Genomic DNA, 26358 nt, shown 5'->3' with positions numbered 1-26358 from the left:
CGCTTTCGCGGAACGACGGTACAAAGCTTAGGCAGCCAGCCTGTCATCGAACAGGTAGCGCCGCGCCAGCAGCGACGCCATCGCCTCCGCCGGCATCGGCCGCGCCACCAGGTAGCCCTGCACCTCGTTGCAGCCCAGCGTACGCAGGATCGCCAGCTGTTCCTCGTTCTCGACGCCCTCCGCCACCACTTCCATGCCGAGCGCGTGCGCCATCGAGACGATCGCCTGGAAGAACACGGTCCCCTCCTTCGAGCGTCCCAGCTCGGCGGTGAAGGAGCGGTCGACCTTCAGCACGTCCATCTTCATGCGCTGCAGCTGCGACAGCGAAGAGTAGCCGGTGCCGAAATCGTCGACGTGCAGCTTGACGCCGAGCGCGCGGATCGCCGCCAGCTCGGCCAGGATCTCGTCCTGGTCGCCCATCATGGCCGACTCGGTGATCTCGACTTCCAGCAGCCGCGGCGCGACCCCGTGGCGGGACAAGGCTTCGCCCAGCTGGCGCGCCACGCCGCCACGCAGAAACTGCTTGGGCGAGACGTTGATCGAGACCGGCGCCACCGGCTCCCTGTCGGCGGCCCAGGCGGCCAGCTGGGCGCAGGCCTGGTCGATCACGATGGCGCCGATCGGCACGATCAGGCCGCTCGACTCGGCCAGCGGGATGAATTCGTCGGGGCGGATCATGCCCAGTTGCGGATGCTCCCAGCGCAGCAGCGCCTCCATGCTGAGCAGCTCGCCGCTGCGGGTGTCCACGCGCGGCTGGTAGTGCAGCACGAACTGGCGCTTGTCGATCGCTTCGAGCAGGCGCTGGCGCAGCTGGGCGCGGGTCTTCAGGGTGCTCGACTGGGCCGGATCGAAGAAGCGGTACTGGCCCTTGCCCTCGTTCTTGCCGGCGTACATGGCGATGTCGCTGTGGCGGATCAGGGTGGCGGCATCCTGGCCGTCGCGCGGGAACACGCTGATGCCGACCGAGGCGCCGATCACGTGCTGCTCCTCGGCGATCTGGAAGGGTTTGCTGAAGGCCTGGATGATGCGCTGCGCCACCATGCCGATCTGCTCGTCGCTGTCGAAGGGGCTGAGCAGGACGATGAATTCGTCGCCGCCGAAGCGCGCCACGCGGTCGCTCGGCCGCAGCTGCGACAGCAGGCGCGTGGCCGCCGCCTTCAGCAGGCGGTCGCCGACCGCGTGGCCGTGCGAGTCGTTGACCTGCTTGAATTCGTCGAGGTCGATGAACAGCAGCGCAACGCCCTGGCCGCTGGCCTCGGCATGCGCGAGCGCGGACGGCACGAAGTGCAGGAACCAGTGGCGGTTCGGCAGGCCGGTCAGGCTGTCCTCATTGGCCAGGCGCGCCAGCTGGGACTCGTGTTCCTTGCGCTCGCTGATGTCCTGCAGGGTCACGGCCAGGCCGTCTCCGACACGCACCACGCGCCGGTGGCCCCAGCGGATGTTCAATCGGTTATCGTCCGGCATGCGGCGGTCTTCCTGGTGGAAGCCGCTCGCCATCGCCTGGCGGTAGTTGGCGAGCAGTTCGGCCGAACCGATCCCGCGGTGGAGTTCGGAGATCAGGATGCCGACCAGGCTGGCGCGCGTCAGCCCGTAGAAGAAGGCGCCGCGCTCATTGCAGTCGACGATGCGGAAGTCCACGATCTGGCCCTTGCGGTCGCGCAGCGGCGCGACCATGTAGAAGCCGTCGTTGCCGCTCTCGGTGGCGGTGCGGTAGGCGCGCGCCACTTCGTCCTGCTCGCGCGCCCGCGCCGCCGCGCGCAGCGACAGCATGCTGGCGATGCCGGCCAACAGCAGCAGCACCGCGGTCGCCATCGAGGTATAGGCGCGGCTGTCGCGCCAGTAGGCCTCGGCGCCCGCCAGCGCCCCCTCGTGCGACAGCGCCACCAGCGCCACCACCGGGTAGGCGCTGGAACGGCGCCAGCCCAGCACGCGCGCGCGGCCGTCGCCGAAGCCGGCCTGCTCCGCGCGGCCGGCCCCCCGGACCGCGTCGACCAGCTGCACGCCGCGGGCCACCGGCCAACGCTCCGCATTCGCCGGCAGCAGCGAGCCGCGCGCACCGAGGCGCACGGCGCCGCTGCTGTCCTGTTCGAGCCGCAGATTGCCCTCGCTGCCGACCAGCGCCAGCAGGCTGTTCTCGCCCAGCGTGGGCGAGCTGACGAAGGAGGTGAAGTAGGCGGCGTCGACCGCCATCAGCAGCACGCCGGCGAATTCGTCGTCCGCCGTGTCGAGGCGGCGCGTGAACAGCACCGCGCCGCGCAGCGCGCCCAGTTCCGGCGGCGGCATGCCGATCCGCAGCGCGGTCGAGTTGCTGTCGCGGTGCTGGACGAAGAAGGCGGCGGACGACAGGTCGGCGTCCTGGCCGGCGTGCAGGCCGCGCGACGAAGCCAGCTTGCCGTCGCGCCCGATCACGCTCACCGCGAGGAAGGCGCTGTCGGTGAACATGCCGTCGCGCCGCATGTCCTCGACCAGGGCGCGGTTGCGCGAATGCTCCCAGCTGTGCTTGAGCTGCATGGTGATCTGGTCCATCTGGGCCAGCGAACGGGTGACGTACTGCTCGTAGGCCTCGGCGTAGGCGTCGGCTTCCTTGAAGGCCTGGTCCTCGGCGCGGCGGTGCTCGGCGTTCGCGCGCAGCATGGCGGCGCTCCACAGCGCGGCGCAAGCCAGCAGGGCCAGCGCCGGCCACAGCAGCGCAAAGAATCGGTGGGTGCGGGGGACGGTGTGCGCGCTGGGCTTGCTCATGCGGCAAGTCTAGCCAGCGCAGGTTACCGTTTGATGACAGCCCTCAGCGGCCGCGTTCCCGGGTCGCCTCGGCCAGCACCTCGTTGACCTGGTCCATGTCCGCCGGCTTGACGAGGTAGTGGTCGAAGCCGGCCTCTTCGGCCTCCTTGCGGTCCTGGCTCTGGCCGTAGCCGGTCAGCGCGACCAGGGTGGCGCGCGCGCCGCCGGCCTGGCTGCGCAGGCAGCGCGCCAGCTCGTAGCCGTCCATGTCGGGCAGGCCGATATCGAGCAGCAGCACGTCCGGTCGTTCGCGCTGGGCGCGTTCGAGTGCGCCCCTGGCGTCGTACTCGACGCTGACGGCATGGCCCTGTACCTCCAGCAGCGCGGCCAGCATCTGCGCGGCGTCGACATTGTCGTCCACCACCATCACGCGCAGCGCGCCAGGCGCCCGCATGCCGGCGGCGGCGACCTCGTCCTCCGCCGCCCCGCCGAGGCTCGCCAGGCGCGGCAGGCAGATGCAGAACTCGCTGCCCTGTCCCAGTCCCCCGCTCTTCGCGGACACGGTGCCGCCATGCAGGGTGACCAGGCTCTTGACCAGGGCCAGCCCGATCCCGAGTCCGCCCTGGGAGCGGTCCGGGGTGCGCTCGGCCTGGGTGAACAGGTCGAAGATATAGGGCAGGATGTCGGGCACGATGCCGACGCCGTTGTCGCGCACGGCCACGTGCACGCGCTCCTCGTCGACCGTCACCGACAGCGTGATCCTGCCGCCCGGCGCGGTGTACTTGGCGGCGTTGTTGAGGATGTTCGAGATCACCTGCACCAGGCGGGTGCGGTCACCCATCACATGGGCGCTGCGGCCGGACAGCTGCAGCGTGAGCGAGTGGCGGCGCGCGTCGATCAGCGGCCGCACCTGCTCCACCGCGGCGGACACGATCACGTTCAGGTCGAGCTCTTCCTTCTCGAGCGTGACCAGGCCGCGCGTCACGCGCGAGACGTCCAGCAGGTCGTTCACCAGGTCGGTCATGTGGGATGCCTGGCGCACGATGATCTCGCTGGCGTTGGCGATGTTCCTGCTATCGAGGCTGCCGATCTTCAGCAGCTGGGCCGCGGTCATGATCGGCGCCAGCGGGTTGCGCAGTTCATGGGCCAGCATGGCGAGGAACTGGTCCTTCTGGCGGTTCGCCGCGCGCAGCTCGTCCTCGATCTGCTTGCGCGCGGAGACGTCGCTGCCCTCGACGAAGATGCCGGAGACGGCACCGCCGGCGTCGCGGATCGGCTGGTAGACGAAGTCGATGTAGCGCTCTTCCAGCGGGCCGTCCGGCTCGCGCTGCAGGCGTACCGGCAGCGCGTGACCGACAAAGGGTTCGCCGGTGGAATAGACGCGGTCGAGCAGTTCGAAAAAGCCCTGCCCCACCACTTCCGGCAGCGCCTCGCGCGCGGCCTTGCCGACGATCTGGCGATGGCCGATCAGCTGCAGGTAGGACTGGTTGGTCAGCTCGAACACGTGTTCGGGACCGCGCAGCACGGCAATGATGCCGGGCGCCTGTTCGAACAGGGTGCGGAAGCGCTCGTTTTCTTCGTCGCGGTATTTTTCGGACAGCACCTGGTCTGTGACCTCGACGCAGGCGCAGTGCATGCCGCGGATGATGCCATCCTCGTCGCGCACCGGCGAATACGAAAAGGTGAACCAGGTGGGCTCGTCGTAGCCGTGACGGTTCATGACCAGCAGCAGGCGGTCGACGTAGGTGGCCTCGCCCTTCAGCGCGCGGTCGATCAGGGGCCAGATGTCGTCCCAGATCTCGGCCCAGATGTCGTGGAAGCGCCGGCCCATCGCGCGCGGATGCTTGTCGCCGAGGATCTCGCGATAGGGATCGTTGTACAGGAAGCCCAGTCCCTCGCCCCAGGCGACGAACATCGGGAACCCCGAATTGAGCATCAGCCCGACCAGGGTGCGCAGGGCCTGCGGCCAGGTGCGGGGATGCCCGAGCGGCGATTCGCTCCAGTCCTGCATGCGCATCAGCGCCCCGGCTTCGCCACCCCCGCTCAGGAACATGAGCGAGCCGGCAAGGCTGTCGGCATCGTGCGATGGTTGATCGGGCCGTGGAGCGTGTTGTCGCATGGTCATGGCTGGTCGGATGAAGACCCGAGTTTGCCATAACTTCAAGAGGCAAGCCGCACGGCGAGGCAGGGGCTAGGCGGGCGGAAGCGTTTCGGGGAAGGCTGGAGCGGGTGAAGGGAATCGAACCCTCGTCGTAAGCTTGGGAAGCTTCTGCTCTACCATTGAGCTACACCCGCGTTGCCCGCATTCTACGCGGGTTTCAACGTTGTTGAGGCTCTGTTGCACAAATAAGGAAAAGGCGAGTGTGCCTTTCTGTCGACACATTTATCGCATAGAGACCGTAACGGGCGCGCCGAGGCGCGTGAAGCGGTTCAGCACTGCAGCGCACACTTGCAGCTCGGCGACCTGACGATCGAAGTCCCGCGCCATGATGCGTTCGCCGAGCAGCTTAAAGCAGCGCATTTTGGTTTCGACAAGGCTACGTCAGTGGTAGCCGCTCCACCTCTCCCATATTGCTCGTCCGAGGCCGCGGCGTTGCTCGCAGAATCTCGTTTTGCGCCTCGGCACCCTGACGATTCGTCTTCCAGGGTTTAGCATTCTTCCTGGTCGGGATGACTGCCTGGGCCTGGCGTAGAGCGATGGCTTCATGACAGGCCTTGGTGTCGTAAGCCCCATCACCGCTGACGGCAGAGATCTGCTCGTCGAGAGGAATCTGGCTCAATAGATCCGGCAGCACAGGCGCATCGCCAATACCGTTGTCGGTCACTTCCATGGCCCGGATTTCGAGTGTGGCGGCATCGATGCCAAGGTACACCTTGCGCCGTTGCCGTCGATATTCAAAACCATGCTTCTTTGTCTTCCATTCGCCTTCGCCCAGCATGTTGATGCCCGTGCAGATGCAAGCCTGTCGTGGTGGGTGCAACTTCAACGGTTACCTGCAGCGGCCTTTGACGCCGGCTTACCGCGCTGTAGTCCGGCACAGGTCAGTCCAGCCCAGCCCTGCCAGATGCAAAAGGCTCTCGGCCATTCCATGGCCTGGCGCAAGGGTAAGTTGAACAAACACTTGATGCTCAGACAGAATTGAATGGCCTGGTCACTGAAGGTCGGACTGCGTCCACGCTTGTCACTTGCCTGGCCGTGCCAGTTCATCGTTGGGTCGAGCCAGATGAGCAGTGAGCCGCGCGACTTGAGCGCCGCGTTGTATGCCTTCCAGTTCGTCGTTCGGTATTTCTGGGGAGGGGGTTTCATGCACAAAGGCTACCTGAGCTGCAGACGACATGCCGTCCGGCTGGATTTATGCAACAGAGCCTCTTGGGCATTTACACAACGCCGGCACCTTGCTCGGTGTCGGCGCTTGTACGTTCAAAGAAGATCACATCTCACACTGATCTTTTACGCGATAAGGCCCCAACCAGAGTCAGGCCTAGAACGATTAAAACTCCAGTGCCGGGTTCTGGGACGCTCACAATCGGGGCCGCGCCTGCAGGGAGGTCAATGATCGCTGTGATTGCACTGAGGGCGTCATTAAATCCTGCATCCAAAGTTATATGGAGGGAATTGGGCCCTAATGTTAAGAAGGGCGTAATATCAAAACTAACTATATCGAACAAGTTACCGTTGCCAATGGATGGCCCCGGTAGGCTGGCGCCTTGAAAGAGACCACCGCTCGCCAAGGCTACTCCGTTGATCCGCAAGGTACCATCGTCGTTCGGCCCGAAATTCTGACCATCAGATACGAACAATCTCAGGAAAGCCGAGCCTCCGGTATAGTTGATACCTGCAAGGTTGATGTCCCAACCCGCAGTATCGTAGGCGGAGGCGAAATTCGAATCATTACCGTCGAAAACCACCACGTCCCTATTATTTGCTGAGTTACCATCATTGAACAACACTAGCGTTGCAGCACCGTTAACCTCAACTCCAGGCTTATTAAAGTTGGTAAGATTATAAGCACCATTGGCGTTGATAACGCTTGTGGTGTTTGCTCGATATGCTTGGCTGTTAGCGAAACCCCAGAAGTTATTATCGGAAAACCCTATGTTCGTTCCGGTAACTCCATTTCCATTCACGTTGACATTTGCATTTGCATTTGGGTCCATGGAATTTGTTGGGCCATGCCAGTAGAGCAGGGAGTTTGTGACCGTGCCGCTCACGCCGCTCACATTGATCGTTCCGGTACCAGTACCTCGCAAACCACCTGTGCCAGCGGTGGTCAGATCGGTATTAAAAAACGTCGTGTAAGGCGTTAGGGCCCCAGCGTGAGCGGGAGAAATGAGTATAGAACAAAAGCTTAGAAGGCCCAGGAATGCCTGCGTCGATCTCATTTTCATGACATTAACCTTTTCGTTAAATGATTTTATTAACAAGGGACTGCGAACACTGGATAGCATAAACCGTGCCAATAGGATTCACCCGTTATAAATCAGTGACTTAGAATTTTGTTCTATAATATTTTTCATCGTCCTTGTAAATTTTCTCGACAGTCTTCGTTCCAGTTACTCGTATCACATATCCCAATCTCTCAAGTCCATCGTTAAAATGATACTGCTTCGGCTTAACGTTGGGAGTGCCTTATCACAGCACCAGCCTATGAGAACTGATCGGATAATATGACATCTCTTCATTCATCGAATAAAATCAAATCCTGCACCAGTCAATAAAATCCATAAAAATCAATCACTTAAGTTTGCATGAAATTAATATTGCAATAATTCATGAAAAAAATTTAAAATAAAGACTTTTATTTTTAGATTTCAATTTAAAAATATTTATTTACTGATGGAATTTCTATTGAAATGCAGGCAGCTTGACCAAGCCCGAAGCCGCTGTCCCGACGTGACCTAAGATGCCCAGTACAGGCGACTGCGCAAGCCGCTAGAAACGTTCCGCATGAGCTAGCATTTTTATATTCATTGGAATCCGCAAACCGGCCCGATATATTGGAAGCGCGGCGCGCACGCCCTGGCGCCCAGCGCTTATTTCACTCGAGGAACAACTGATGGCTCACTTCGACATTGGCGCGATCGTGCGCGACCTGCACGACGCCCGCCAGCAATGGCGCCAGGCCCACCGTCCCGCCGGCGAGGTGCGCGGCATCGAATTTCCTTCGCGCGATGCGCTGGCGGACATCGTCGGCCAGCTCAAGGGCGTGCTGTTTCCCATGCGCCTGGGGCCGCCCGGCCTGCGCCGGGAAAGCGAAGACTTCCACGTCGCCCACGCCCTCGATTCCGCCCTGCATGCCCTGCTGCGCCAGGTCCAGATCGAGCTGCACTACAGCGCCGCGCTGGAGCAGCGCACCGACGGCGACATCGCCAGCCAGGCCATCGACGCCACCCGCGCCTTCGGCGCCGCCCTGCCGCAGGTCCGCATGGAAATCGACAGCGACGTGCTGGCCGCCTACCAGGGCGACCCGGCCGCGCGCAGCGTCGACGAAGTGCTGCTGTGCTATCCCGGCGTGCTGGCGATGATCCACTACCGCCTGGCGCACCGCCTGTACGAACTCGGGCTGCCGCTGCTGGCGCGCATCATCTCGGAACTGGCGCATGCCGCCACCGGCATCGACATCCACCCGGGCGCGACGATCGGTACCGGCTTCTTCATCGACCACGGCACCGGCGTCGTGATCGGCGAGACCGCCGTGATCGGCCAGCGCGTGCGCCTGTACCAGGCCGTCACCCTGGGCGCCAAGCGCTTCCCGACGAATGCCGACGGCAGCCTGCAGAAGGGCCTGCCGCGCCATCCGATCCTGGAAGACGACGTCGTGATCTACGCCGGCGCCACCGTGCTGGGCCGCATCACGATCGGAAAGGGTGCGGTCATCGGCGGCAATGTCTGGCTGACCCACGACGTGGCGCCGGGCGCGCGCGTGGCACAGGCCGCTTCGCGCGAGGAAGTGTTCGAGACCCTGGGCATGCCCGGCGATCCGGGCTGAAGGCTTACTTCGGGCTCTCGACCGTATAACCTTTTGCCTGCAACTCGGCCAGGTAGCTCTTCGGACCGAGCACCTGGCTTATCGACAGCAGCGCGAAGGTGCTCGCATTCTTCGCGAGCGCCCGTTCCGCCGTCTTCATCCATGCCACCCGGCCGCGTTCGCGCATGTCCTGGAAGGCCGGATTAGTCCGCGCGAACGAACCGTTCATCATGGCGTCGTTGCAGGTATCTTCGCGCTCGGCATAATCGAGCTTGCCGATCTCGGCGATGTTGCCGTTGGCCCAGGCATTCGCGCGCAGCTTCATCGCATCGATATCGCCTTCGAAACTCTCCAGGGTCTTGGTGAAGCAGGCCACGTCTTCCATCTGCGACTTCTTGAAGTCCTTCAGCGCCTCGCGCGGATGCTCGAGCGTGACCGAGACACCGGTGCTGGTGAGCTTCACGTCGTGCTTCCTGGCGATCTTCTCGATCTGATCGGCGACTTCCCCCCCTTTCGACAGCCCGCTTTTCTTCAGCCCCGCATCCAGCAACTCCTCGGCGGCGAAGAAGGGACGGTAACGCTCGACGCCGTCGTCGCCGCCGATGTATTTCTGCTTCAGCACAGTCCAGCGTCCATAGACATCGGCCGGCAGCAGGTCGTGCAACTCGGCGCCGTCCGGGTTCTTCTTCAGGCCGATCAGCGATGGCAGCATGCTCAGTCCGCTCATCCAGCCGACCGTGACACTGACCCCGGGACGCAGCAGCACCTCCTGCGATTGCGCCACCAGGCGTTCGACCCGTACCGAATCCCATTCCATCTTTTGCGGCAGCGGCGAATGCATGGCGAACACCCACATCACGTGGCCATCCTTCGAGACTTTCCAGAGGCCGGGTCCGGGACGCTTGCCCGAGACCACGACCGTGGCGGGCGCCGCCTCGAGCTCCTGCCCGGCGGGCGCGGATGCGGGCGGCGGATCGGTCTGCGCCAGCGCGGCGGCGCCGAGCAGGCTCATGGACAAGACACAGGCAAAGCGTGCGGCAAGCATCGGAGACCCCCTTATTGTTGTGTTGCCAAAGCTTAACTAACTGGCATCAAGAGGGCTACTCGCGTAACAGCTTGTCACAAAGCATGCATATCTGTCAGTCGGCAGCGGGCGGCTCTTCCGGCTGCCGGTCCAGCAGGCCGTGGGCCAGCTTCAAGCCCTCCACCATGGCCTGGAAGGCGTCGCGCTTGGCGTCCTCGCCCGGCACCCGCAGCACGTAGGAGGGGTGATAGGTGGTGACGATCCAGTGGCCTTCGTGGAAGACCGGCTTGCCCATCGCGTTCTTCAGCGTCACGTTGGCGCTGCGCATGACCGACTTCAGGGCGGTCGCGCCCAGCGCCACGATCACGGTAGGTTTTACGTGGGCCAGTTCCTTGTCGAGCCAGTAGTGGCAAGCCTCGATTTCCTTCTGCGCCGGGGTCTTATGGAGGCGCCGCTTGCCGCGCGGTTCCCACTTGAAGTGCTTGACGGCGTTGGTCACGTAAATGGTCTCGCGGTCGACGCCGGCCGCCTCGCACACGCGGTCGAGCAGCTTGCCGGCGGGCCCGACGAAAGGCTGGCCGGCCAGGTCCTCCTGGTCGCCCGGCTGCTCGCCGACGAACATGATCTTCGCCTTCTTCGGCCCTTCGCCGCCGACGGCCTGGGTGGCGAACTGCCACAACTCGCAGCGCCGGCATTCGTCCAGCTTGGAAGGCTGCTGGCGCTCCGGCTGGGCATCCTCGGGGGCGATCGGGATGGTCGTGCCCTTGCGCTGGCCCACCGCCTCGTACTGGCCGATCTTGCGCGCGCCCATCGCTGCCTCGGAAATCATATGCGGCACGATTTTGCCTTCTGGCAAATTTTTCCAGCGGTCCGAAGTGATGTGCTGGCGCATCACCTCGACGTTCAGGCGCGCCGGATTGAACACGCTGCGGTAGTAGGTCAGCCACAAGGCTTCCCCTGTGTCTTCGAGGTCGTCGGAGTTCTTCACCAGCGGGCCGGTATTGTGCAGGGTCTGGCCATCCCACAGCACGCTGGCCTCGGGCGTGGCGATCATCCAGCTGACCTTGCCCATGCGGGAAATAAAATGCTCGGCGACCTGGGGAAGCACGTCGTGGCGCGGCTCGTACCAGGCGACGAAGCGCGGCGGCCCGGCGTCAGGCGGACGTTCGCGGAATCGGATATAGGCATGCATGTCGTGTTCCTCGCGGTGCACCGCCTTCACCATCGCATGCAGGCGCGCGCCGTCTTCGTCGGCCGGCGACTGCACCTCGTGCTCGCCCTGCTGCCAGCGCCAGATCACGCGATAGAGAAAGGCCCAGCGGTCCGGCACGCGGCAGCAGGCGGCGCTTTGCAGCATGTCCATCAGCGAGCGCGGAATGCTCGGCGCGCCGTGTTTCGGCCCGTGTGCCGGTCCGTGGCGCGCTTGGTCCGATGCGGGCGGCGGCAAGTCGGAAGGATTATGCGGCTGCTCGGCCGTGGGCGGCGCACCCGAGAACAGGTCGCCGCCGGCGTAGGGCGTGCTCCAGGTTAGCAGCTCCGGCGGCACGTCGTGGACCAGCAGCTCGCGCGCCGCCTCGCGCCATTCGGCGAAGGTCTCGACCAGCAGCGGCTGGCCCGCACGCTGTCGGTCGATCGCGCTCATGCCGCCTGCAGCTCCGGCCACAGCTTCATCTGCTGCGGAGCGTCGGCCATGTTCCGCCGCAGCAGTTCGGAGGAGGCCGCGTCTTGCGCCGGCTTGTAGTCGGCGGTGACCACGAAGGGCGCCAGCTTCTTCAGGCTGCAGCGCAGGCGCGACAGATCCTCCCAGCGGATCCGGCGCAGGCGGCGCAGGTCGATGAGCCGTTTGGCCGAACGCAGGCCGATGCCGGGTACGCGCGCGATCATGGCTTCGTCGGCGCGGTTCAGGTCGAGCGGGAAGTGCTCGCGGTTGCCGAGCGCCCAGGCCAGCTTGGGGTCGATGTCGAGCGCCAGGTTGCCCGCCTGCGGCATCAGTTCGCCGGCCGTGAAGCCATAGCCGCGCAACAGGAAATCGGCCTGGTAGAGGCGGTGCTCGCGCAACAGCGGCGGCGGCGCGGACGGCACGCTGGACGGGCTCTGCGGGATCGGGCTGAAGGCCGAGTAGTAGACCCGCTTGAGCTTGTAGCTGCCGTACAGGGTCTGGGCCGTGTTCAGGATGGTCTGGTCGTCGCTGGCGTCGGCGCCGACGATCATCTGGGTGCTCTGCCCGGCCGGCGCGAAGACTGGCGCCTTCGGGTGCTCGTCCTTCTCGTCGAGCCTGGTGCGGATGGCGCCCATCGCCAGCTTGATCGTGTGGACGTTCTTTTCCGGCGCCAGGCGGGAGACGCTGTCCTGGGTCGGCAGCTCGATGTTGACCGACAGCCGGTCGGCGTACTTGCCGGCCAGCTCGATCAGGCGCGGGTCGGCATCCGGAATCGTCTTCAGGTGGATGTAGCCGCGGAACTTGTGCTCCTCGCGCAGACGCCGCGCGACCTCGACCAGCTGCTCCATCGTGTAATCGCTGGACTGGATGATGCCCGAGCTGAGGAACAGCCCGTCGATGTAATTGCGGAGGTAAAAATCCTGGGTCAGCTTGACCACTTCGTCGACCGCGAAGCGGGCCCGCGGCACGTTCGAGCTGCGGCGATTCACGCAATACTGGCAGTCGTAGATGCAGAAGTTGGTCAGCAGGATCTTCAGCAGCGATACGCAGCGTCCGTCCGGCGTGTAGCTGTGGCAGATACCCATGCCGTTGGTGGCGCCCAGGCCGTCCTTGTCGGCCGAATCCCGCTTGGGCGCGCCGCTGCTGGCGCAGGAGGCGTCGTATTTGGCGGCATCGGCCAGGATCTCGAGCTTGTCTTTGAGTTCCATTGTGCAGTAAATACTGTATGGATGAACAGTATACCGCAGTTCATGCCGGTGCGGCGGTGCGTGGACGCACGCTTGCCACGGGCGCGTCTTCATCGGTTTGCAACATGATCAAACTATGATAGTTTGCAATTGTTTTTGACGAATCTGATTATTGATGTCTGTCCAATTCCGCAATAACGTCCACGTCGCCGGCGCCGGACACGCGACCCTGGTGTTCGCCCACGGCTTCGGCTGCGACCAGACCATGTGGCGCTTCCTCGCCCCCGCCTATGAAGGGCGATTCCGCACCATCCTGTATGACCTGACCGGCAGCGGCGATTCCGACCGCACGGCCTATGACCGAGCAAGGCATGGAAGCCTGCATGGCCATGCCGACGATTTGCTGGAAATACTGACCGCCTGCGCGGCCGGGCCGGTGGTCTTCGTCGGCCATTCGGTCAGCGCCACGATCGGCATGCTGGCGGCGATCAAGGCGCCGGAGCGCTTCGCTGCGCAAGTCATGGTGGGACCGTCGCCCTGCTACATCAACGACGGCGATTATGTGGGCGGCTTCAGCCGCGAGGATATGGACAACCTGCTGGCGTCGATGGACGACGATTTCCCGAGCTGGTCACGGCGCATGGCGCCCATACTGATCGGGGCGAAGCGGCCGGCGCTGACCGCGGAGCTGGTGGCCAGCTTCATGCGCAACGACCAGGGCATTGCCCGCCATTTCGCCCGCGTGACCTTCCTGTCCGACCACCGCGCCGACCTGGCTCGTTCGACCGTGCCGTCGCTGATCCTGGAATGCAGCGACGATCCGCTCGTCCCGCGCGAGGTCGGCCACTACCTGCTGCGCCACCTGCCGAACAGCAGCCTGGACGTCATCGACGACGAAGGCCACTGTCCGCACATCAGCGAGCCGACCGCCAGTTCCCGGGCGATCGATGCCTTCCTGGCGCGGACGCTCGGCTGAGCGCTCAGCGGACCGGCTTGCCGTCCGCGTCCAGCACGGTCACCTCGCCCCAGCCCAGCTTGCGGATACCCGGCTCGACCTTGCGCAGGTCGCCGATCACGAGCCACACGACTTCGTCCGGATGCACGTAGCGCGCGCCGGCGCCGGCCAGCTGCTTGTCGCTCAGCGAGCGCATGCCGCCGGCGTAGCGGTTCCAGTAATCGTCCGGCAGGCCGAGGTTGATGCTGGTGATGGCCGCGCCTTCGAGCGCATCCAGGGTGGCGAAGCGGCCCGGCAGGCGCGAGGTCACGTTGCGCATCACGCTGTCGAATTCCTCGCCGGCGATCGGACGCTGGCCGGCGATGTCGCGGATCTCCTTCGACACTTCCTGCATCGCCTCGACCGTCTTGTCGGTCTGCACCGGCGCGATCGTCAGGAAGCTGCGCTGGCCGCGCATGTCGATCATGCGGGCGGTGGTGCCGTAACTCCAGTGCTTGTCGAGGCGCAGGTTGCGGTTCAGGCGCGAGGTCGCCATGCCGCCGAAGTCGTGCATGACGGCCTGGATCGCCAGTTCGTCCGGCTGGCCGGACGGCAGCGAGACGTGGGCGGCGACGATGGTCGACTGCGGCGCCTCCGGCTTGTCGATCAGGTAGATGCGCTTGCCCGCGGTGGCCGGCACGCTCGGCACCTGCTTGGCGGGGGCGCCGCCGGCCTGCCATTTGCCGAAGCTCGACTCCAGCGCCGGCATCAACTTTTCGAGGGTGGTGTCGCCGGCCACGACCAGGGTCGCGCTGCCCGGACGGAACCAGGCGTCATGCCAGCGCGCGACGTCGTCGCGGCTGATGGTCCGGGTGCTGGCTTCGGTACCGGAAGCCGGACGGCCGTAGGCATGGCCCGCGCCGTACAGGATGCCCGGGATCACGCGCACCGCGAGGGCGCTCGGCTGGGCCTTCTCCTGCCCCACCTGAGCCAGGCGGCGCTGCTTGGCCAGCTCGACCTGGTCCTGCGGGAAGGTGGCGTTGAGGGCGGCGTCGGCCATCAGCGCCAGCGACGGCGCCAGGTTGGCGCTGGTTGCCTTCAGGCGCACCACCGACTGGTCCTGGGAGGTGCCGGTGCTGATGTCGGCGCCCAGCGATTCCAATGCGTCGGATAACTGGAACGCGTTGCGCGCCTTGGTCCCCTTGTCGATCAGGCCGAGGCTCAGCGACGCCAGGCCTTCCTTGCCGACCGGGTCGGCGGCGGCGCCGGCATCCAGCACCAGCGCGGCGTTGACGATCGGCGCGCCATGGCGCTCCAGCAGCACGACCTTCAGGCCGTTCTTGAGCTGGGCGCGCTGCATGGCCGGGAAGCTGACGTCGGGCGCCTGGCCGAGGGCCGGCAACTGCTTGCGGTCGAAGCCGGATTTGACGGCCGCCAGTTTCGGATAAGGCTTGACCGTCATCGTGTAATGATGCCCGCTGAGCCAGCGCTTGCCGGCCGCCTTCACGTCCGCCGGGGTGGCGCTGGCCATCTGCTCCAGGCGGGTCAGGTAGGCGTCCGGGCTGCCGCCATAGGTCATGCTCTCGGCCAGCACGTCGGCGCGGCCGCCGAAGCCGCCCAGGCGCTCCAGGCTGCGCGAGAAGTCGGCCAGCTCGCGGGTCTTCACGCGCGCCAGTTCCTCGCTCGTCGGGCCCTTTTCCAGCAGTTCGCCCACGATGCGGTCGATTTCGCGTTCCGCATCGAGCTGGTCGGCGCCGTTCTTGAGCGTGACCGTGATGCCGAAGGTGCCGCCCAGTTCACTGTCCTGCATGCCGGCGGACACGCCGGTGGCGATGCCCTTCTCGTACACCAGGCGCTTGTCCAGGCGCGCGCTCTTCGAGCCGGCCAGCACGTCGGCCAGCAGCTGCAGGCGCGCCACATCCGCATCCTTCCAGGCGGCGGCGTGCCAGCGGCGGTAGACGCGCACCTGCGGCACCTGGTCTTCCATCTCGTCGCGGATGTCGCGGTCGAGCACAGGGATCCAGGCTTCAAGGCGCGGCAACGGAGGGCCAGGCGGCAGCGCGCCGAAGTACTTGTTCACCAGCTCGAGCGCGCGCTCGGGCGTGATGTCGCCGGCCAGCGACAGCACCGCGTTGTTCGGGCCGTAGTAGGTGCGGTACCACTCGCGGATGTCTTCCAGCGAAGCGGCGTTGAGGTCGTCCATGCTGCCGATCGTGGTCCACGAATACGGGTGCGAGTACGGGTACATCTTGGCCGCGAATTCGTAGCGCACCTTGCCGTAGGGCTGGTTGTCGCCTTGTCTCTTCTCGTTCTGCACCACGCCGCGCTCGCGCTCGAGCATGGCCTGCGAGATGTAATTGCCGAGGAAGCCCATGCGGTCCGATTCCAGGAACAGCGTGCGCTCCAGTGCCGAGGTCGGGACGTCCTCGAAGAAGTTGGTGCGGTCGGTGTTGGTGGTGCCGTTGCGGTTGTTGGCGCCGAGGTCGTCCATCGCCTCGCGGAAGCCGTGCGGGTAGTTCTCGGAACCGTTGAAGAAGAAGTGCTCGAACAGGTGGGCGAAGCCGGTCTTGCCGCGCTTCTCGTTGCGCGAGCCGACGTGGTACCAGACGTTCACGCCCACCACCGGCACGCTGTGGTCTTCATGCACCAGCAGGGTCAGGCCGTTCGGCAGCACAAACTTCTTGTAGGCGATGCTGTAGGCCTTGCGGTCGAAGCCCGAGGGCGCGGATTTGGAAGCGGTGGCGGTGGCATTGGCGGCAAGTGCCGGCGCGGAAGCAAGCGCGGCCAGGCCGAGCGCGAGCACGATCTGCTTGAGTTTCATCTTCTCTCTTCTGTTTCTGGTTTTTGTTATGCCGCGCCAACGTATCCGTTGGCTTGCGCGAGCAGGTGGGGTTCCATGCGTGCGGCGATGCGCTGGATGTAGCTGGTGGCGGGTTGAACGCCGGCGGCACCGGCGCGGTGCAGCCAGGCATAGGCTTCGACCAGGTCCTTCTGCACGCCCTGGCCGCTGGCGTACATGACCCCGAGGTTGAACTGGGCGCGCGCATGGCCCTGGCGCGCGGCGCACAGGTACCAGAAGTGGGCGGCTTCGTAGTCGCGTTCGACGCCGTGGCCGCTGTCGTAGCGCAGGCCGAGCGCGAACTGGGCGAGGGCGTGGCCCTGGTCGGCCGCCTTGCGGTACCACTCGTAGGCCTGGCGCGGGTCGATGGTGCCGCTGTCGTCCTGGTCGAGCAGCTGGCCCAGCATGTACTGGGCCGGCGCATAGTCCTGGTCGGCCGCCTTGCGGTACCAGTGCATGGCCTCGTCCTCGATGCGCAGGGCGAGGTCGAACTGGGCGCGCAGGTGGCCTTGGCTTGCGGCCTTGCGGTACCAGTCGAGCGCCTGCCCGGCATCCTGCTCGACGCCATGGCCGGCATCGAGCAGCTGGCCGAGGTGGTACTGGGCGCCGGCGGAACCCTGCTCGGCGGCCTTGCGGTACCAGTGCGCGGCCAGTCCGTAATCCTGGTCCACGCCCTGGCCGTGCTCGTAGCGCAGGCCGAGATTGTCCTGGGCGCCGGCATGGCCCTGCTCGGCCGCCTTGCGGAACCAGTGCAGCGCCAGGTCGGGATCGCGGGCCACCCCGTGGCCGCTGTCGTGGATGAGGGCCAGGTTGAACTGCGAGCTGGCGTGGCCCTGCTCGCCGGCGCGGCCGTACCACAGGATCGCCTTTTCGCTGTCCTGCGGCAGGTCCTGCCCCTTGTCATAGCGCAGGCCGAGGTTGAACTGGGCCGGCGCATAGCCCTGCTCGGCCGCCTTGCGGAACCAGTGGATGGCCTGCTGCACGTCGCGGTCCACGCCCTGGCCGCTGTCGTAGCGGAGCGCCAGGTTGAACTGCGCGCGCGCGTAGTTCTGGTCGGCGGCGCGGCGATACCATTCGATGGCGCGGCCGATGTCCTGGGCCACGCCCTTGCCGCCTTCGTACATCATGCCGAGGTTGTGCTGGGCGCCGGCGTCGCCCTGTTCGGCCGCCTGGCTGAACCAGTGCATGGCCTGCTGCACGTCGGCCGGGACGCCCTGGCCCTTGGCGTACAGCCAGCCCAGGTTGTACTGGGCCGCGGCGTATCCCTGCTCGGCCGCCTGGGTGTACCAGTAGATCGCCTGCGCCAGGTCCTGGGCCACGCCCTGGCCCTTCTGGTACATCACGCCGAGGTTGTACTGGGCCTGTTCGAGGCCGGCGCTGGCCGCCATCCGGTACCAGGCCACCGCCAGCTCGTCGTTCTTCGGCACGCCGTGGCCGTTCACGTACATGAAGCCCAGGCTGTGCTGGGCGCTGGCGACGCCGCGCTCGGCCAGCGCTTTTACGCGCAGGAACTCAGCGGTGTGATGAGCGACGGTATCAGGCATGGCAAGGCGGCTTCCTTACGCCTGGAACGCGAGCACGTTGCCCGCGCCGGCCGGCAGGCCCTGGCCGCGCAGCACGTCGACGAAGCGGCCCAGCGGCATTGGCCGGTGATACAGGTAGCCCTGCATCGTCATGCAGCCGTTGGCGCGCAGGTAGCGTGCCTGCGGCTCGGTCTCGACGCCTTCCGCGATTAGGTTCAGGCCCAGGCCGCGCGCGATCGAGATGATCGCCAGCACCACCGGATAGTGGCCGTACTCGTCGTGGATCTCCTTGACGAAGGACTGGTCGATCTTGATCGTGTGGACCGGGAAGCGGTGCAGGTAGGCCAGCGAGGAATAGCCGGTACCGAAGTCGTCGATCGCCACCGAGACGCCGAGCTGGCCCAGCTTGTTGAGCTGCTCGATCGCGTGCTGCGGGTTGCGGATGCAGATGTTCTCGGTGATCTCGACTTCGATCTGGCTCGGCGCGATCCCGTAGCGCAGCAGGGCGCCGCGCATCTTCTCGAAGAAGTCGCCGCGGTCCAGGTATTGCGGGGACAGGTTCAGCGACAGCCGCACCTGGTTGGCACAGATGCCCTTCCACTGCAGCATGTCGCGGCACAGGGCGCCGATCATCCAGTCCGAGATCGGGATCATCAGGCCGTTCTCTTCGGCGAAGGGCAGGAACTCGCCCGGCGTGACGATGCCGCGGCTCGGGTGGTTCCAGCGCATCAGCGCCTCGGCGCCGACGATGCGGCCGCTGGCGGCGTCGATCTGCGGCTGGTAGTACATCTCCAGCTCATCGTTCTCCAGCGCACGCCGCAGGCTCTGGCCGAGCGCGATCTTCTGGTGCGAGATGTCCTGCATCGAGGCGTCGTAGAAGGCGTGGCCGTTCTTGCCCTGCCCCTTGACCTGGTACATGGCGATGTCGGCGTGGCGCAGCAGCTCGTCGATCGACTCGCCGTGGCCCGGATAGATCGCGATGCCGATCGAGGCCGAGATGTGGACCTGGTGGCCGTCCAGGTCGAACGGCAGCTGCAGGCACTCGAGGAATTTGTCGGCGACGCTGCGCGCGTCGTCGCGGTCGCGCAGCTCGGGCAGCACGATGGTGAATTCGTCGCCGCCCTGGCGCGCCAGGGTGTCGCCCTTGCGCAGGCAATCCTTCAGGCGCACCGCAACCTGCTGCAGCAGCTCGTCGCCCTTCACGTGGCCGAGGGTGTCGTTGACCAGCTTGAAGCGGTCGAGGTCGATGAACATCACCGCGAGCTCGGTCTGCTTGCGCTTCGCCTGGATGACGGCCAGGCCGAGCCGGTCCTTGAACAGGATGCGGTTCGGCAGGTCGGTCAGGATGTCGTGGTAGGCCTGGTAGGAGATGACTTCTTCCGCGCGCTTGCGGTCGGTGATGTCGCGCGCCACGCCGTAGGTGCCGAAGAATTCCAGCTTCTTCACTTCCTGGTCGGGCACGTGCATGCCGATCGCGTTCAGCGAGATCGTCATCAGGGTGTTGTTGAAGGTGCGTTCCTGGTTCGAGCCGGCATGGCACTTCAGGCGCAGCTCGACGTTGCGCGAAGCGCGTTCGTCGACGCGGCGCTCGTTGAAGGCGTAGCGGGCGCGCTCCAGGTCTTCTTCGTGCACCAGGATCGAGTAGTGCTGGCCGATCAGCTCTTCGCGGCGATAGCCGAGCAGCTGGTAGGCGCGGTCGTTCACGAACGTGAATTTTCCCTCGTGGTTCAGGGTATAGATGATGTCCGGCGAGGAGTCCACCAGGTAACGGTACATCTTCTCCGAGTTTTCCAGCTGGGTCGCGATGCGGCTGTTGGTTTCCTCGAGGCGGCGCGCCTTGAGCGCGTTGGCCACGGTCGTCAGGAGCTCTTCGCGGCTGTAGGGCTTGCGCAGGTAGTCGTAGGCGCCGCGTTTCAGGGCGCCGATCGCGGCCTCGATGCCGACCTCGCCGCTCATCACGATGACGTCGGCGTCGATGCCCTTCGCGTTGATGAAGTCCATGATCTCGTGGCCGCCGATGTCGGGCAGGCGCAGGTCGAGCAGGACCAGGTCGAAGCGCAGTTTCCCTAGGTGGGCCAGGGCTTCGCTGCCGGTGGCGGCGGTGACCAGCTGGTAGCCGCGGCCCTGCAGCAGTTCGTACAGCGAGGACAGCAGGCGGGGTTCGTCGTCGACCAGCAGCAGGCGCGGCTGCTCCATCGTGGACGGGAATGCGGCTTGCGGGGCAAGCGCGTCATGGGGTGTGGTTGACGGGGCGCTGTCGGAGATGGGATTCATTGTTACCTTATACTGATCCGAGCGCGCGCATCGGCGTTCCAGCCGGGGCGCTTGCGCCGGCATGCGCCGGCAGCAGAATTTCGAAACTGGTGCCGGTCTTGCCGCTGCGGCAGGCGATATGCCCGTTCAGCTTCTTGACCAGGCTGTGCACGATCGACAGGCCGAGCCCATGGTGCGGGCCTTCCTTCGTGCTCTTCACGGCGGAGAACAGATTGGCCAGCACCTCGCGCGACAGGCCCGGGCCGGTGTCGGAGACGACCAGCTCCAGGTACAGCCTGCGCTCGCGGTTGACGTGGCCGCGGTTGGCGATCTCGATGCGGCCGCCGGTGGCGGACAGCGCCTCGATCGCATTCTTGATCAGGTTGACCAGGATCTGCTTGAGGATGTCGGGATCGCCCTCGACGCGCGCCGCTTCGCTGGACATGCTGACCACGATCTCGACGTTGGGCGGCACGAAGTCGGTGGCGCGGAACAGGCGCAGCACGTCCTCCACCACCTTGGCCACGTTTGCGCTGACGCCGCCGTCCAAGGAGGAGGAAACTGCGGGCTGCACCTCGGTCAGGCTGTTGACCAGCTGGCCGACGCGGTCGATCTCCTCGTTCAGGATCGACAGCTCGCCGGCCACCGGCTCCTGGCGTTCCAGCTTGCTGTCGAGGACCGACAGATAATTCTTGATGATCGACAGCGGGTTATTCACTTCGTGCACCACGCGACGCGACGCTTCCCTGTACTCCTCGGCCACATGGGCCAGCTGTCGGCGCGCATGGCCGCGCTCAAGCATCGCGTTCTCCAGCGCGGTCGCGGCCTGGGCGCCGAAGGACTGCATGAAGCGCTCGCGCTTCTGGCAGGCCGGCACCTGCCAGCTGGCGATGCCGCCGATCAGGACGCCGATGCAGCGCGCCCCGCTCACCAGCGGCACGCAGACCAGGGATTCGGTGCCGAGCATGCGCAGCAGCTGTTCCTCGGGCAGGCCGAGCGGCGCGCCGTCGCGGCGCACGAAGGCCAGGCGGCGTTCCAGCGCGGCCTTGGCGACCGCCCCGCCCTTCGACAGCGGGATCGAGAATTCCGAGATGCGCTGCTGGTTGGCGGTGGGTGCGCCCACCAGCGCGTGGCCGGTCGGGTTCTCCAGCATCACGGCGGCGTTCTCGAAGTCGAACAGCACGCGCGCCGAACGCGCCACCGATTCCAGCAGCCCGCTCTCGCCACCCTTGCCCTGCTGGCGCGCGAAGGCCTGGCCGATCTCCGAGACCAGCACCAGGTTGCGCATCTCCTCGGTCAGGCGCTGCTGCACAGGATCGACGGGCGGCGGCGGCGCGAAGGCCGGCAGGGCGGGAATGTCGTCGGCGCCGGCCAGGTCGATACCGAGATGGACCGCGGCGCGCTCGACCTGGCGCGCGGCCTGGGCCAGCAGCTCATCGGCGGCTTCCGGTTCGAGGTCGCACAGCTTGGCCGCCTCGACCACCAGGTTCGGGTCGTCGGCATGGGCGGACAGCAGGTGGGCGGCGCGCACGATGCGGATCAGGGGATGGGCGCCCTCCAGGCGCTCGCCCGGCTCGTGGTGGTAGAGCACCGAGTCGGCCAGGAAGGAGTCGAGCTGCCAGCGTTCGATCAGCCAGGCGCCGGCTTCGGCATGGGTGATCTGGAGCGTGCGCTGCTCGACCGCGCACAGGTCTTCGTCGTCGCGCGCGGTGAAGTTGTAGCCGTATTCCTTCGGGGCGGTGGCCAGCAGGGCCAGGCGGCCGACGTTGTGCAGCAGCCCGGCCAGGTAGGCTTCCTCAGGCTGGGAATAATTCAGGTGGCGGGCCAGGTCGCGCGCCAGCACGGCGGCGGTGAGCGAGTTCTTCCAGAATGCGCGCAAGTCGGTCGCGCCGGAATTCGGGAAGCTGTTGAAGGTCTGGAATACCGAGTCGCTGATCACCAGGGTCTTGATCATGTCGGTGCCCAGCGCCACCATGGCCTGCTCGATGTTGGGCAGGCGGCCGCCGCGATGATAGGCCGAGCTGTTGGCGACGCTCAGGATCTTGCCCGTCATGCCGGCGTCCTTGGCCACCAGCGCAGCCAGTTCCGGCATGCCGAGATCGTCCGCCTGCAGGTGGGCCAGCAGCTTGATGAGTATCTGCGGCATGGCCGGCAGCCGCGCGATCAGCAGGCGATTGCGGATATCCTGGTCTGGTAGGTAGTTGGTCTCAAGCACGGCCGCCACTGCTGTTCTGGATGGTTGGTGGCGGCCCTCCCCGGCTCAAGCTGCCACGATAATTCTTCTTGTAATCCCCGGAATAAAACTGGTTTTTTGGCATTGTTCCGGATGTAAAAAACTTATCTTAGCATATATACATTTCTGACCGGGAACAACATTTTCCGGTAAAAGTGATGTGTTTTAGAGTCAGAACTCAGCTGCACGTCTTGACGCGCCTCATATTCTCGTAGGGTTGGCACGTAAATTAGTCCCCCGGACTGATTTATCCCACCCTACGCCAGGGCTTGCTTGCGCCGATAGTGGCGCGACACCATCCAGCAAGCCAGCGACGCCAGCGCAAACGCAGCCTGGCCGAGCGCCATCGCCAGCACCGAGTAGGTCAGCGCCGGCGCGATGATGCCCGCCACGATCGCGCCCATCAGCGTGGTAACGAAGGATTGGCAGGACGCCACCGTGCCACGGATGTGCGGGAACAGGTCGAGCGTCAGCAGGGTCGCGCTGGGGTTGATGATCGAGCTGCCGAAGTTATAGAAGAACATCGGCAGCACGGTCCACGGCAAGGCCGGCGGCAGGAAGGAGTGGTACAGCACGCTGCCGGTCACCGCGGCCAGCATCAAGGCATAGCCGATGCCGATCTGGCGCCCGTAATGCATCTTGCCGGCCAGGCGGTTGGCGGCCAGGGCCCCCAGGAAGATGCCGGCCACCGCCGGCACGAACAGCCAGGCGAAGTCCGAGGGCCCCAGGTGCAGGTGCACCGGCAGCAGCACCGGTGCGCCGGCGATGAACAGGAACATGCCGCCGAAGTTGAAGGCGACCACCGCCGACTTCATCTGGAACAGCACGGAGCTGAAGATGTCCCAGTAGCTGCGCGCCAGGAAGCGCGGATTGAAGGGCTGGCGGCGCTCTTTCGGCATGGTCTCCGGCAGGTGCTGCCAGCAGACCCACCACAGCCCCACGCTGAACACCAGCAGGCCGAGGAAGATCGCGCGCCAGTCCAGCAGGGTCACGATCCAGCCGCCCAGCACCGGCGCCACCGCCGGCGCGATCGAGAAGATCATCGTCACCATCGACAGCAGGCGCGCGGCCGGCGCGTCCGAGTACAGGTCGCGGATGATGGCCCGCCCCACCACCACCCCGGCCCCGGCCGAGATGCCCTGCATGATGCGGAAGATCCACAGGTAGTGCACCGAATGCGCCGAGGCGCAGCCGAGGGTGCCGACCGCGAACACGATCAGGCCGACCAGCACCACGTTGCGGCGCCCGAAGGCGTCCGCCAGCGCGCCGTGCCACAGCGACATGACGGCGAAGGACAACATGTAGGCCGTCAGGGTCTGCTGGACTTCCAGCGGGGTCGCATGCAGGGTCTCCTGGATGCTCGGGAAGGCCGGCAGGTAGGCATCGACCGAGAACGGCCCCAGCATCGACAGCGCGGCCAGCAGCGAAGCCAGGCCGCCGGCCGACAGCATGGTGACCTTGTGCGGTTCCGGCAGCGGGACCGGAATGACGGGGTCCCTGGGCAGGTTGTCTGGTTCGGGTTCGGGCAGCATCGATTACTCTTGTTGTGGGCGGGCCGCGTCCGGCTTCGCGGCATCGCGGCGGTTGAAGCCGGCGACCATGTCGAAGCGGAACAGGCGGCATTCGAGCGCGCCGTTGAAGAACGGGGTCTTGCGCGATTCCTTCAGGCGCAGCATCTTCGGCAGCGAAAGGTCGGCGGTGAACAGGTAGACGGTCCAGCCGGCGAAGCGCTGCTTGAGCGTGCCGGACAGGGTCTGGTAGAAGCCGACGGCCATCTCGTCCTGCGGGATGGTGGAGTCGCCGCGCACGCCGATACGCTCGCCGTAGGGCGGGTTGGTCAGCAGGATGCCCGGCTGGCTGGTGGGCGGCTGCACCTGCTGCGCCTCGATCTGCTTGAGCGGCACCTCGAACAGGACGCCGGCCACGCGCAGGTTATGACGGGTCATCGCCACCATGTCGCCGGAGATGTCGGAACCGAAGATGGTGGGAGTGTCCGGCAGCGGGTTCGGCTTGATCGCCGTTTTCATCTCCTGCCAGGCCTTGCTGTCGAAGTTGCGGAATTTTTCGAAGGCGAAGCGGCGGCGCGCGCCTGGCGGAATACCCTGCACCATCTGGGCCGCCTCGATCAGGATCGTGCCCGAGCCGCACATCGGATCGAACAGCGGCACGCCCGGCTTCCAGCCGGCCACGCGCAGCAGGCCGGCTGCCAGGTTCTCGCGCAGCGGCGCGTCGCCGGTTTCTTCACGCCAGCCGCGCTTGAACAGCGCCTCGCCCGAGGTGTCGAGGTAGACCGTGAAGTTGTGCTTGTCGAGGAAGCCGAGGATGCGCATGTCCGGCTCGCGCGTGTTGACCGAGGGGCGCTTGCCGAACTGGTCGCGGAAGCGGTCGCAGACGGCGTCCTTGATCTTCAGCGTGGTGAACTCCAGGCTCTTCAGCGGCGATTTGACGGCCGTGATGTCGACCCGGATCGTGTGATCGACGCCGAACCAGTCTTCCCAGGGCTGCTCGAGCACCAGGTCGTAGATGTCGTTCTCGTTGGTGTAGGTCTTGTTCGCCATGCGCATCAGCACGCGCGAAGCGATGCGCGAATGCAGGTTGATGCGATAAGCATCCTGCATGCTGCCCGAGGTGTGCACGCCGCCCGGCACCTGCTGGTGGACCTTCAGCGTGGGGCTGTTGGTGTTCTGCGCGATTTCAGCGAGTTCTTCGGCGAGTGCCGCTTCCATGCCGCGCGGGCATGGGCAAAAGTAGGAGGCCATCAGGTGTACCCTTTATCCGTTGTGGTGGGGGACCTCGCAAACCTGCTGCGCGTTGCAGCTTCGGCCTGCGATGCTCGCCGTACCGTAAGTACGGCTGCGCTTCTCGGCCAAATCTGCTGCCGCTCGCGACGGTTTGCGAGGCCCCTGTTAAGTTGATTATTAAATAAAAAACGCCAACGGCCGGGACCAACCCGGCCGCTGTACATCACAGGCCGTAGCCTGCTCAATCCATTAACCCTGCAGCAGCCGCTCGACAAAATCGAGCCGGTCCTGGCCCCAGAAGCCCTGGCCGTCGACGACATACCAGGGCGCGCCGAACACGCCGGCATCCAGCGCTTCTTTCGTGAATCCTTCGTACTTCTGCCGGACTTCCGGCGTACCCGATGCCGCCAGCAGGGCTGCGCCGTCGAAACCGGCGTCGCCGGCGAGCTGCTCGAGCGTGGCCTGGTCCGCGATATTCCTTTCCTCGGCCCACACCGCGCGCGTGATGGCGGTGGCCAGTTCGAGGGCCTGGTCGGCTCCGCCCTGTTCGCGGGCGGCGATCAGCAGCAGCGATGCCGGCGTCTGGTCGACCGGGAAGAACTTCGGATGCAGGTTCATCGGCAGGCCGAGATGCTTCGACCAGCGTTCGAGTTCCTGCAGGCGGTAAGCCTGGCGCTGCGGCGCGCGCTTGGCCAGCGGCAGGCCGCCGCTTTCGGCGAACACCGCGCCGATGTCGAAGGGTTTGGGTTCGATCATCGCGCCGTACTGGGCGGCCAGCTTGAGCAGGCGTTCATGCCCGAGGTAGACGTAGGGCGACTGCGGTGCGAAGAAATACTGGATGGTTTTGCTCATCGGATGCCTTCAAAAAGGTTTGACGACGACCAGGATGACGATCGCAATCAGCAGCAGCACAGGGACTTCGTTAAACACGCGGAACCATTTATGGCTGCGCGTATTCGCCCCGCGTTCGAACTTCTTCAGCAGCGATCCACAGGCGTGATGGTAGCCGATCACGAGGATGACCAGCGCCAGCTTTGCATGCAGCCATCCGCCGCGGATGCCGAAGCCCAGCCATAGCCAAAGTCCCAGCACCAGGGCCGGGATCATCAGCATCGTGGTGAAGCGGTAGAGGCGGCGTCCCATGCCCAGCAGGCGCTCGATCGTGGCGGGATTGGTTTCCTGCGCCAGGTTCACGAAGATGCGCGGCAGGTAGAACAGGCCGGCGAACCAGGAGGCGATGAAGACGATGTGGAAGGCTTTGATCCAGAGGTACATTT

At 65.3% G+C, this 26358-nt stretch carries 16 protein-coding genes, 1 tRNA gene and 1 pseudogene; 2 read left to right on the top strand and 16 right to left on the bottom strand.

Going from position 1 to position 26358, the window contains the following annotated elements; all coding sequences use genetic code 11:
- Positions 1 to 27: 27 nt before the first annotated feature.
- From AC1DIX_RS07675 to AC1DIX_RS07655, 5 genes and pseudogenes are all read right to left on the bottom strand, one after another.
- On the bottom strand, positions 28 to 2739 hold the full coding sequence (locus tag AC1DIX_RS07675; protein WP_477323308.1) for a bifunctional diguanylate cyclase/phosphodiesterase: 2712 nt from the start codon (positions 2737 to 2739) through the stop codon (positions 28 to 30).
- 43 nt (positions 2740 to 2782) lie between these two features.
- On the bottom strand, positions 2783 to 4843 hold the full coding sequence (locus AC1DIX_RS07670; protein WP_477323306.1) for a hybrid sensor histidine kinase/response regulator: 2061 nt from the start codon (positions 4841 to 4843) through the stop codon (positions 2783 to 2785).
- A 96-nt stretch (positions 4844 to 4939) separates the two neighbouring features.
- Positions 4940 to 5013 (bottom strand) — tRNA-Gly (locus AC1DIX_RS07665).
- A gap of 88 nt (positions 5014 to 5101) precedes the next feature.
- Positions 5102 to 6025, bottom strand: a pseudogene (locus tag AC1DIX_RS07660) (IS5 family transposase).
- A gap of 131 nt (positions 6026 to 6156) precedes the next feature.
- The gene (locus AC1DIX_RS07655; protein WP_477323304.1) at positions 6157 to 7107 is read right to left on the bottom strand and encodes a PEP-CTERM sorting domain-containing protein; all 951 of its coding nucleotides are present in this window, start codon (positions 7105 to 7107) and stop codon (positions 6157 to 6159) included.
- Between the two features lie 668 nt (positions 7108 to 7775).
- Between AC1DIX_RS07655 and epsC the strand changes: the two genes are divergently transcribed.
- The gene (gene epsC, locus AC1DIX_RS07650; protein ID WP_477323302.1) at positions 7776 to 8708 is read left to right on the top strand and encodes a serine O-acetyltransferase EpsC; all 933 of its coding nucleotides are present in this window, start codon (positions 7776 to 7778) and stop codon (positions 8706 to 8708) included.
- A gap of 4 nt (positions 8709 to 8712) precedes the next feature.
- Here epsC and AC1DIX_RS07645 read toward each other — a convergent pair whose 3' ends face one another.
- The 3 genes from AC1DIX_RS07645 to AC1DIX_RS07635 form a co-directional block, all read right to left on the bottom strand.
- Positions 8713 to 9699 (bottom strand): TraB/GumN family protein, encoded by a 987-nt coding sequence (locus tag AC1DIX_RS07645; RefSeq protein WP_477323300.1) that lies wholly within the window; start codon positions 9697 to 9699, stop codon positions 8713 to 8715.
- Positions 9700 to 9826: 127 nt separating this feature from the next.
- On the bottom strand, positions 9827 to 11353 hold the full coding sequence (locus AC1DIX_RS07640; protein WP_477323298.1) for a UdgX family uracil-DNA binding protein: 1527 nt from the start codon (positions 11351 to 11353) through the stop codon (positions 9827 to 9829).
- A complete protein-coding gene (locus AC1DIX_RS07635; RefSeq protein ID WP_477323296.1) occupies positions 11350 to 12579 on the bottom strand; it encodes a putative DNA modification/repair radical SAM protein in 1230 nt (409 codons plus the stop codon). Before AC1DIX_RS07635 ends, AC1DIX_RS07640 begins: the two co-directional genes overlap by 4 nt.
- Positions 12580 to 12733: 154 nt before the next feature.
- Between AC1DIX_RS07635 and AC1DIX_RS07630 the strand changes: the two genes are divergently transcribed.
- Entirely contained in the window at positions 12734 to 13534 is an 801-nt protein-coding gene (locus tag AC1DIX_RS07630; protein WP_477323294.1) for an alpha/beta fold hydrolase, read from the top strand.
- A 4-nt stretch (positions 13535 to 13538) separates the two neighbouring features.
- On the opposite strand, the gene AC1DIX_RS07625 is transcribed toward AC1DIX_RS07630, so the two are convergent.
- From AC1DIX_RS07625 to AC1DIX_RS07590, 8 genes are all read right to left on the bottom strand, one after another.
- Positions 13539 to 16313 (bottom strand): M16 family metallopeptidase, encoded by a 2775-nt coding sequence (locus AC1DIX_RS07625; protein ID WP_477323291.1) that lies wholly within the window; start codon positions 16311 to 16313, stop codon positions 13539 to 13541.
- A gap of 26 nt (positions 16314 to 16339) precedes the next feature.
- Positions 16340 to 17875, bottom strand: a complete 1536-nt coding sequence (locus tag AC1DIX_RS07620; RefSeq protein WP_477323288.1) for an SEL1-like repeat protein — start codon at positions 17873 to 17875, stop codon at positions 16340 to 16342.
- A 15-nt stretch (positions 17876 to 17890) separates the two neighbouring features.
- Positions 17891 to 20050 (bottom strand): putative bifunctional diguanylate cyclase/phosphodiesterase, encoded by a 2160-nt coding sequence (locus tag AC1DIX_RS07615; protein WP_477323387.1) that lies wholly within the window; start codon positions 20048 to 20050, stop codon positions 17891 to 17893.
- 85 nt (positions 20051 to 20135) lie between these two features.
- Entirely contained in the window at positions 20136 to 22253 is a 2118-nt protein-coding gene (locus AC1DIX_RS07610; RefSeq protein WP_477323385.1) for an HDOD domain-containing protein, read from the bottom strand.
- Between the two features lie 344 nt (positions 22254 to 22597).
- Positions 22598 to 23872: a multidrug effflux MFS transporter gene (locus tag AC1DIX_RS07605; protein WP_477323286.1), complete on the bottom strand. Its 1275-nt coding sequence runs from the start codon at positions 23870 to 23872 to the stop codon at positions 22598 to 22600.
- Between the two features lie 3 nt (positions 23873 to 23875).
- Positions 23876 to 25099 carry a THUMP domain-containing class I SAM-dependent RNA methyltransferase gene (locus AC1DIX_RS07600; RefSeq protein ID WP_477323284.1) on the bottom strand — a complete coding sequence of 408 codons (1224 nt, stop codon included), beginning with the start codon at positions 25097 to 25099 and terminating at the stop codon, positions 23876 to 23878.
- A gap of 231 nt (positions 25100 to 25330) precedes the next feature.
- Positions 25331 to 25933 carry a DsbA family protein gene (locus tag AC1DIX_RS07595; protein ID WP_477251612.1) on the bottom strand — a complete coding sequence of 201 codons (603 nt, stop codon included), beginning with the start codon at positions 25931 to 25933 and terminating at the stop codon, positions 25331 to 25333.
- A 9-nt stretch (positions 25934 to 25942) separates the two neighbouring features.
- Positions 25943 to 26356, bottom strand: a complete 414-nt coding sequence (locus tag AC1DIX_RS07590; protein ID WP_442122813.1) for a CopD family protein — start codon at positions 26354 to 26356, stop codon at positions 25943 to 25945.
- Between the last annotated feature and the right edge of the window lie 2 nt (positions 26357 to 26358).

This window comes from Massilia sp. 05N420, from assembly GCF_056397205.1.
This window is presented reverse-complemented; position numbering and strand designations above follow the sequence as displayed.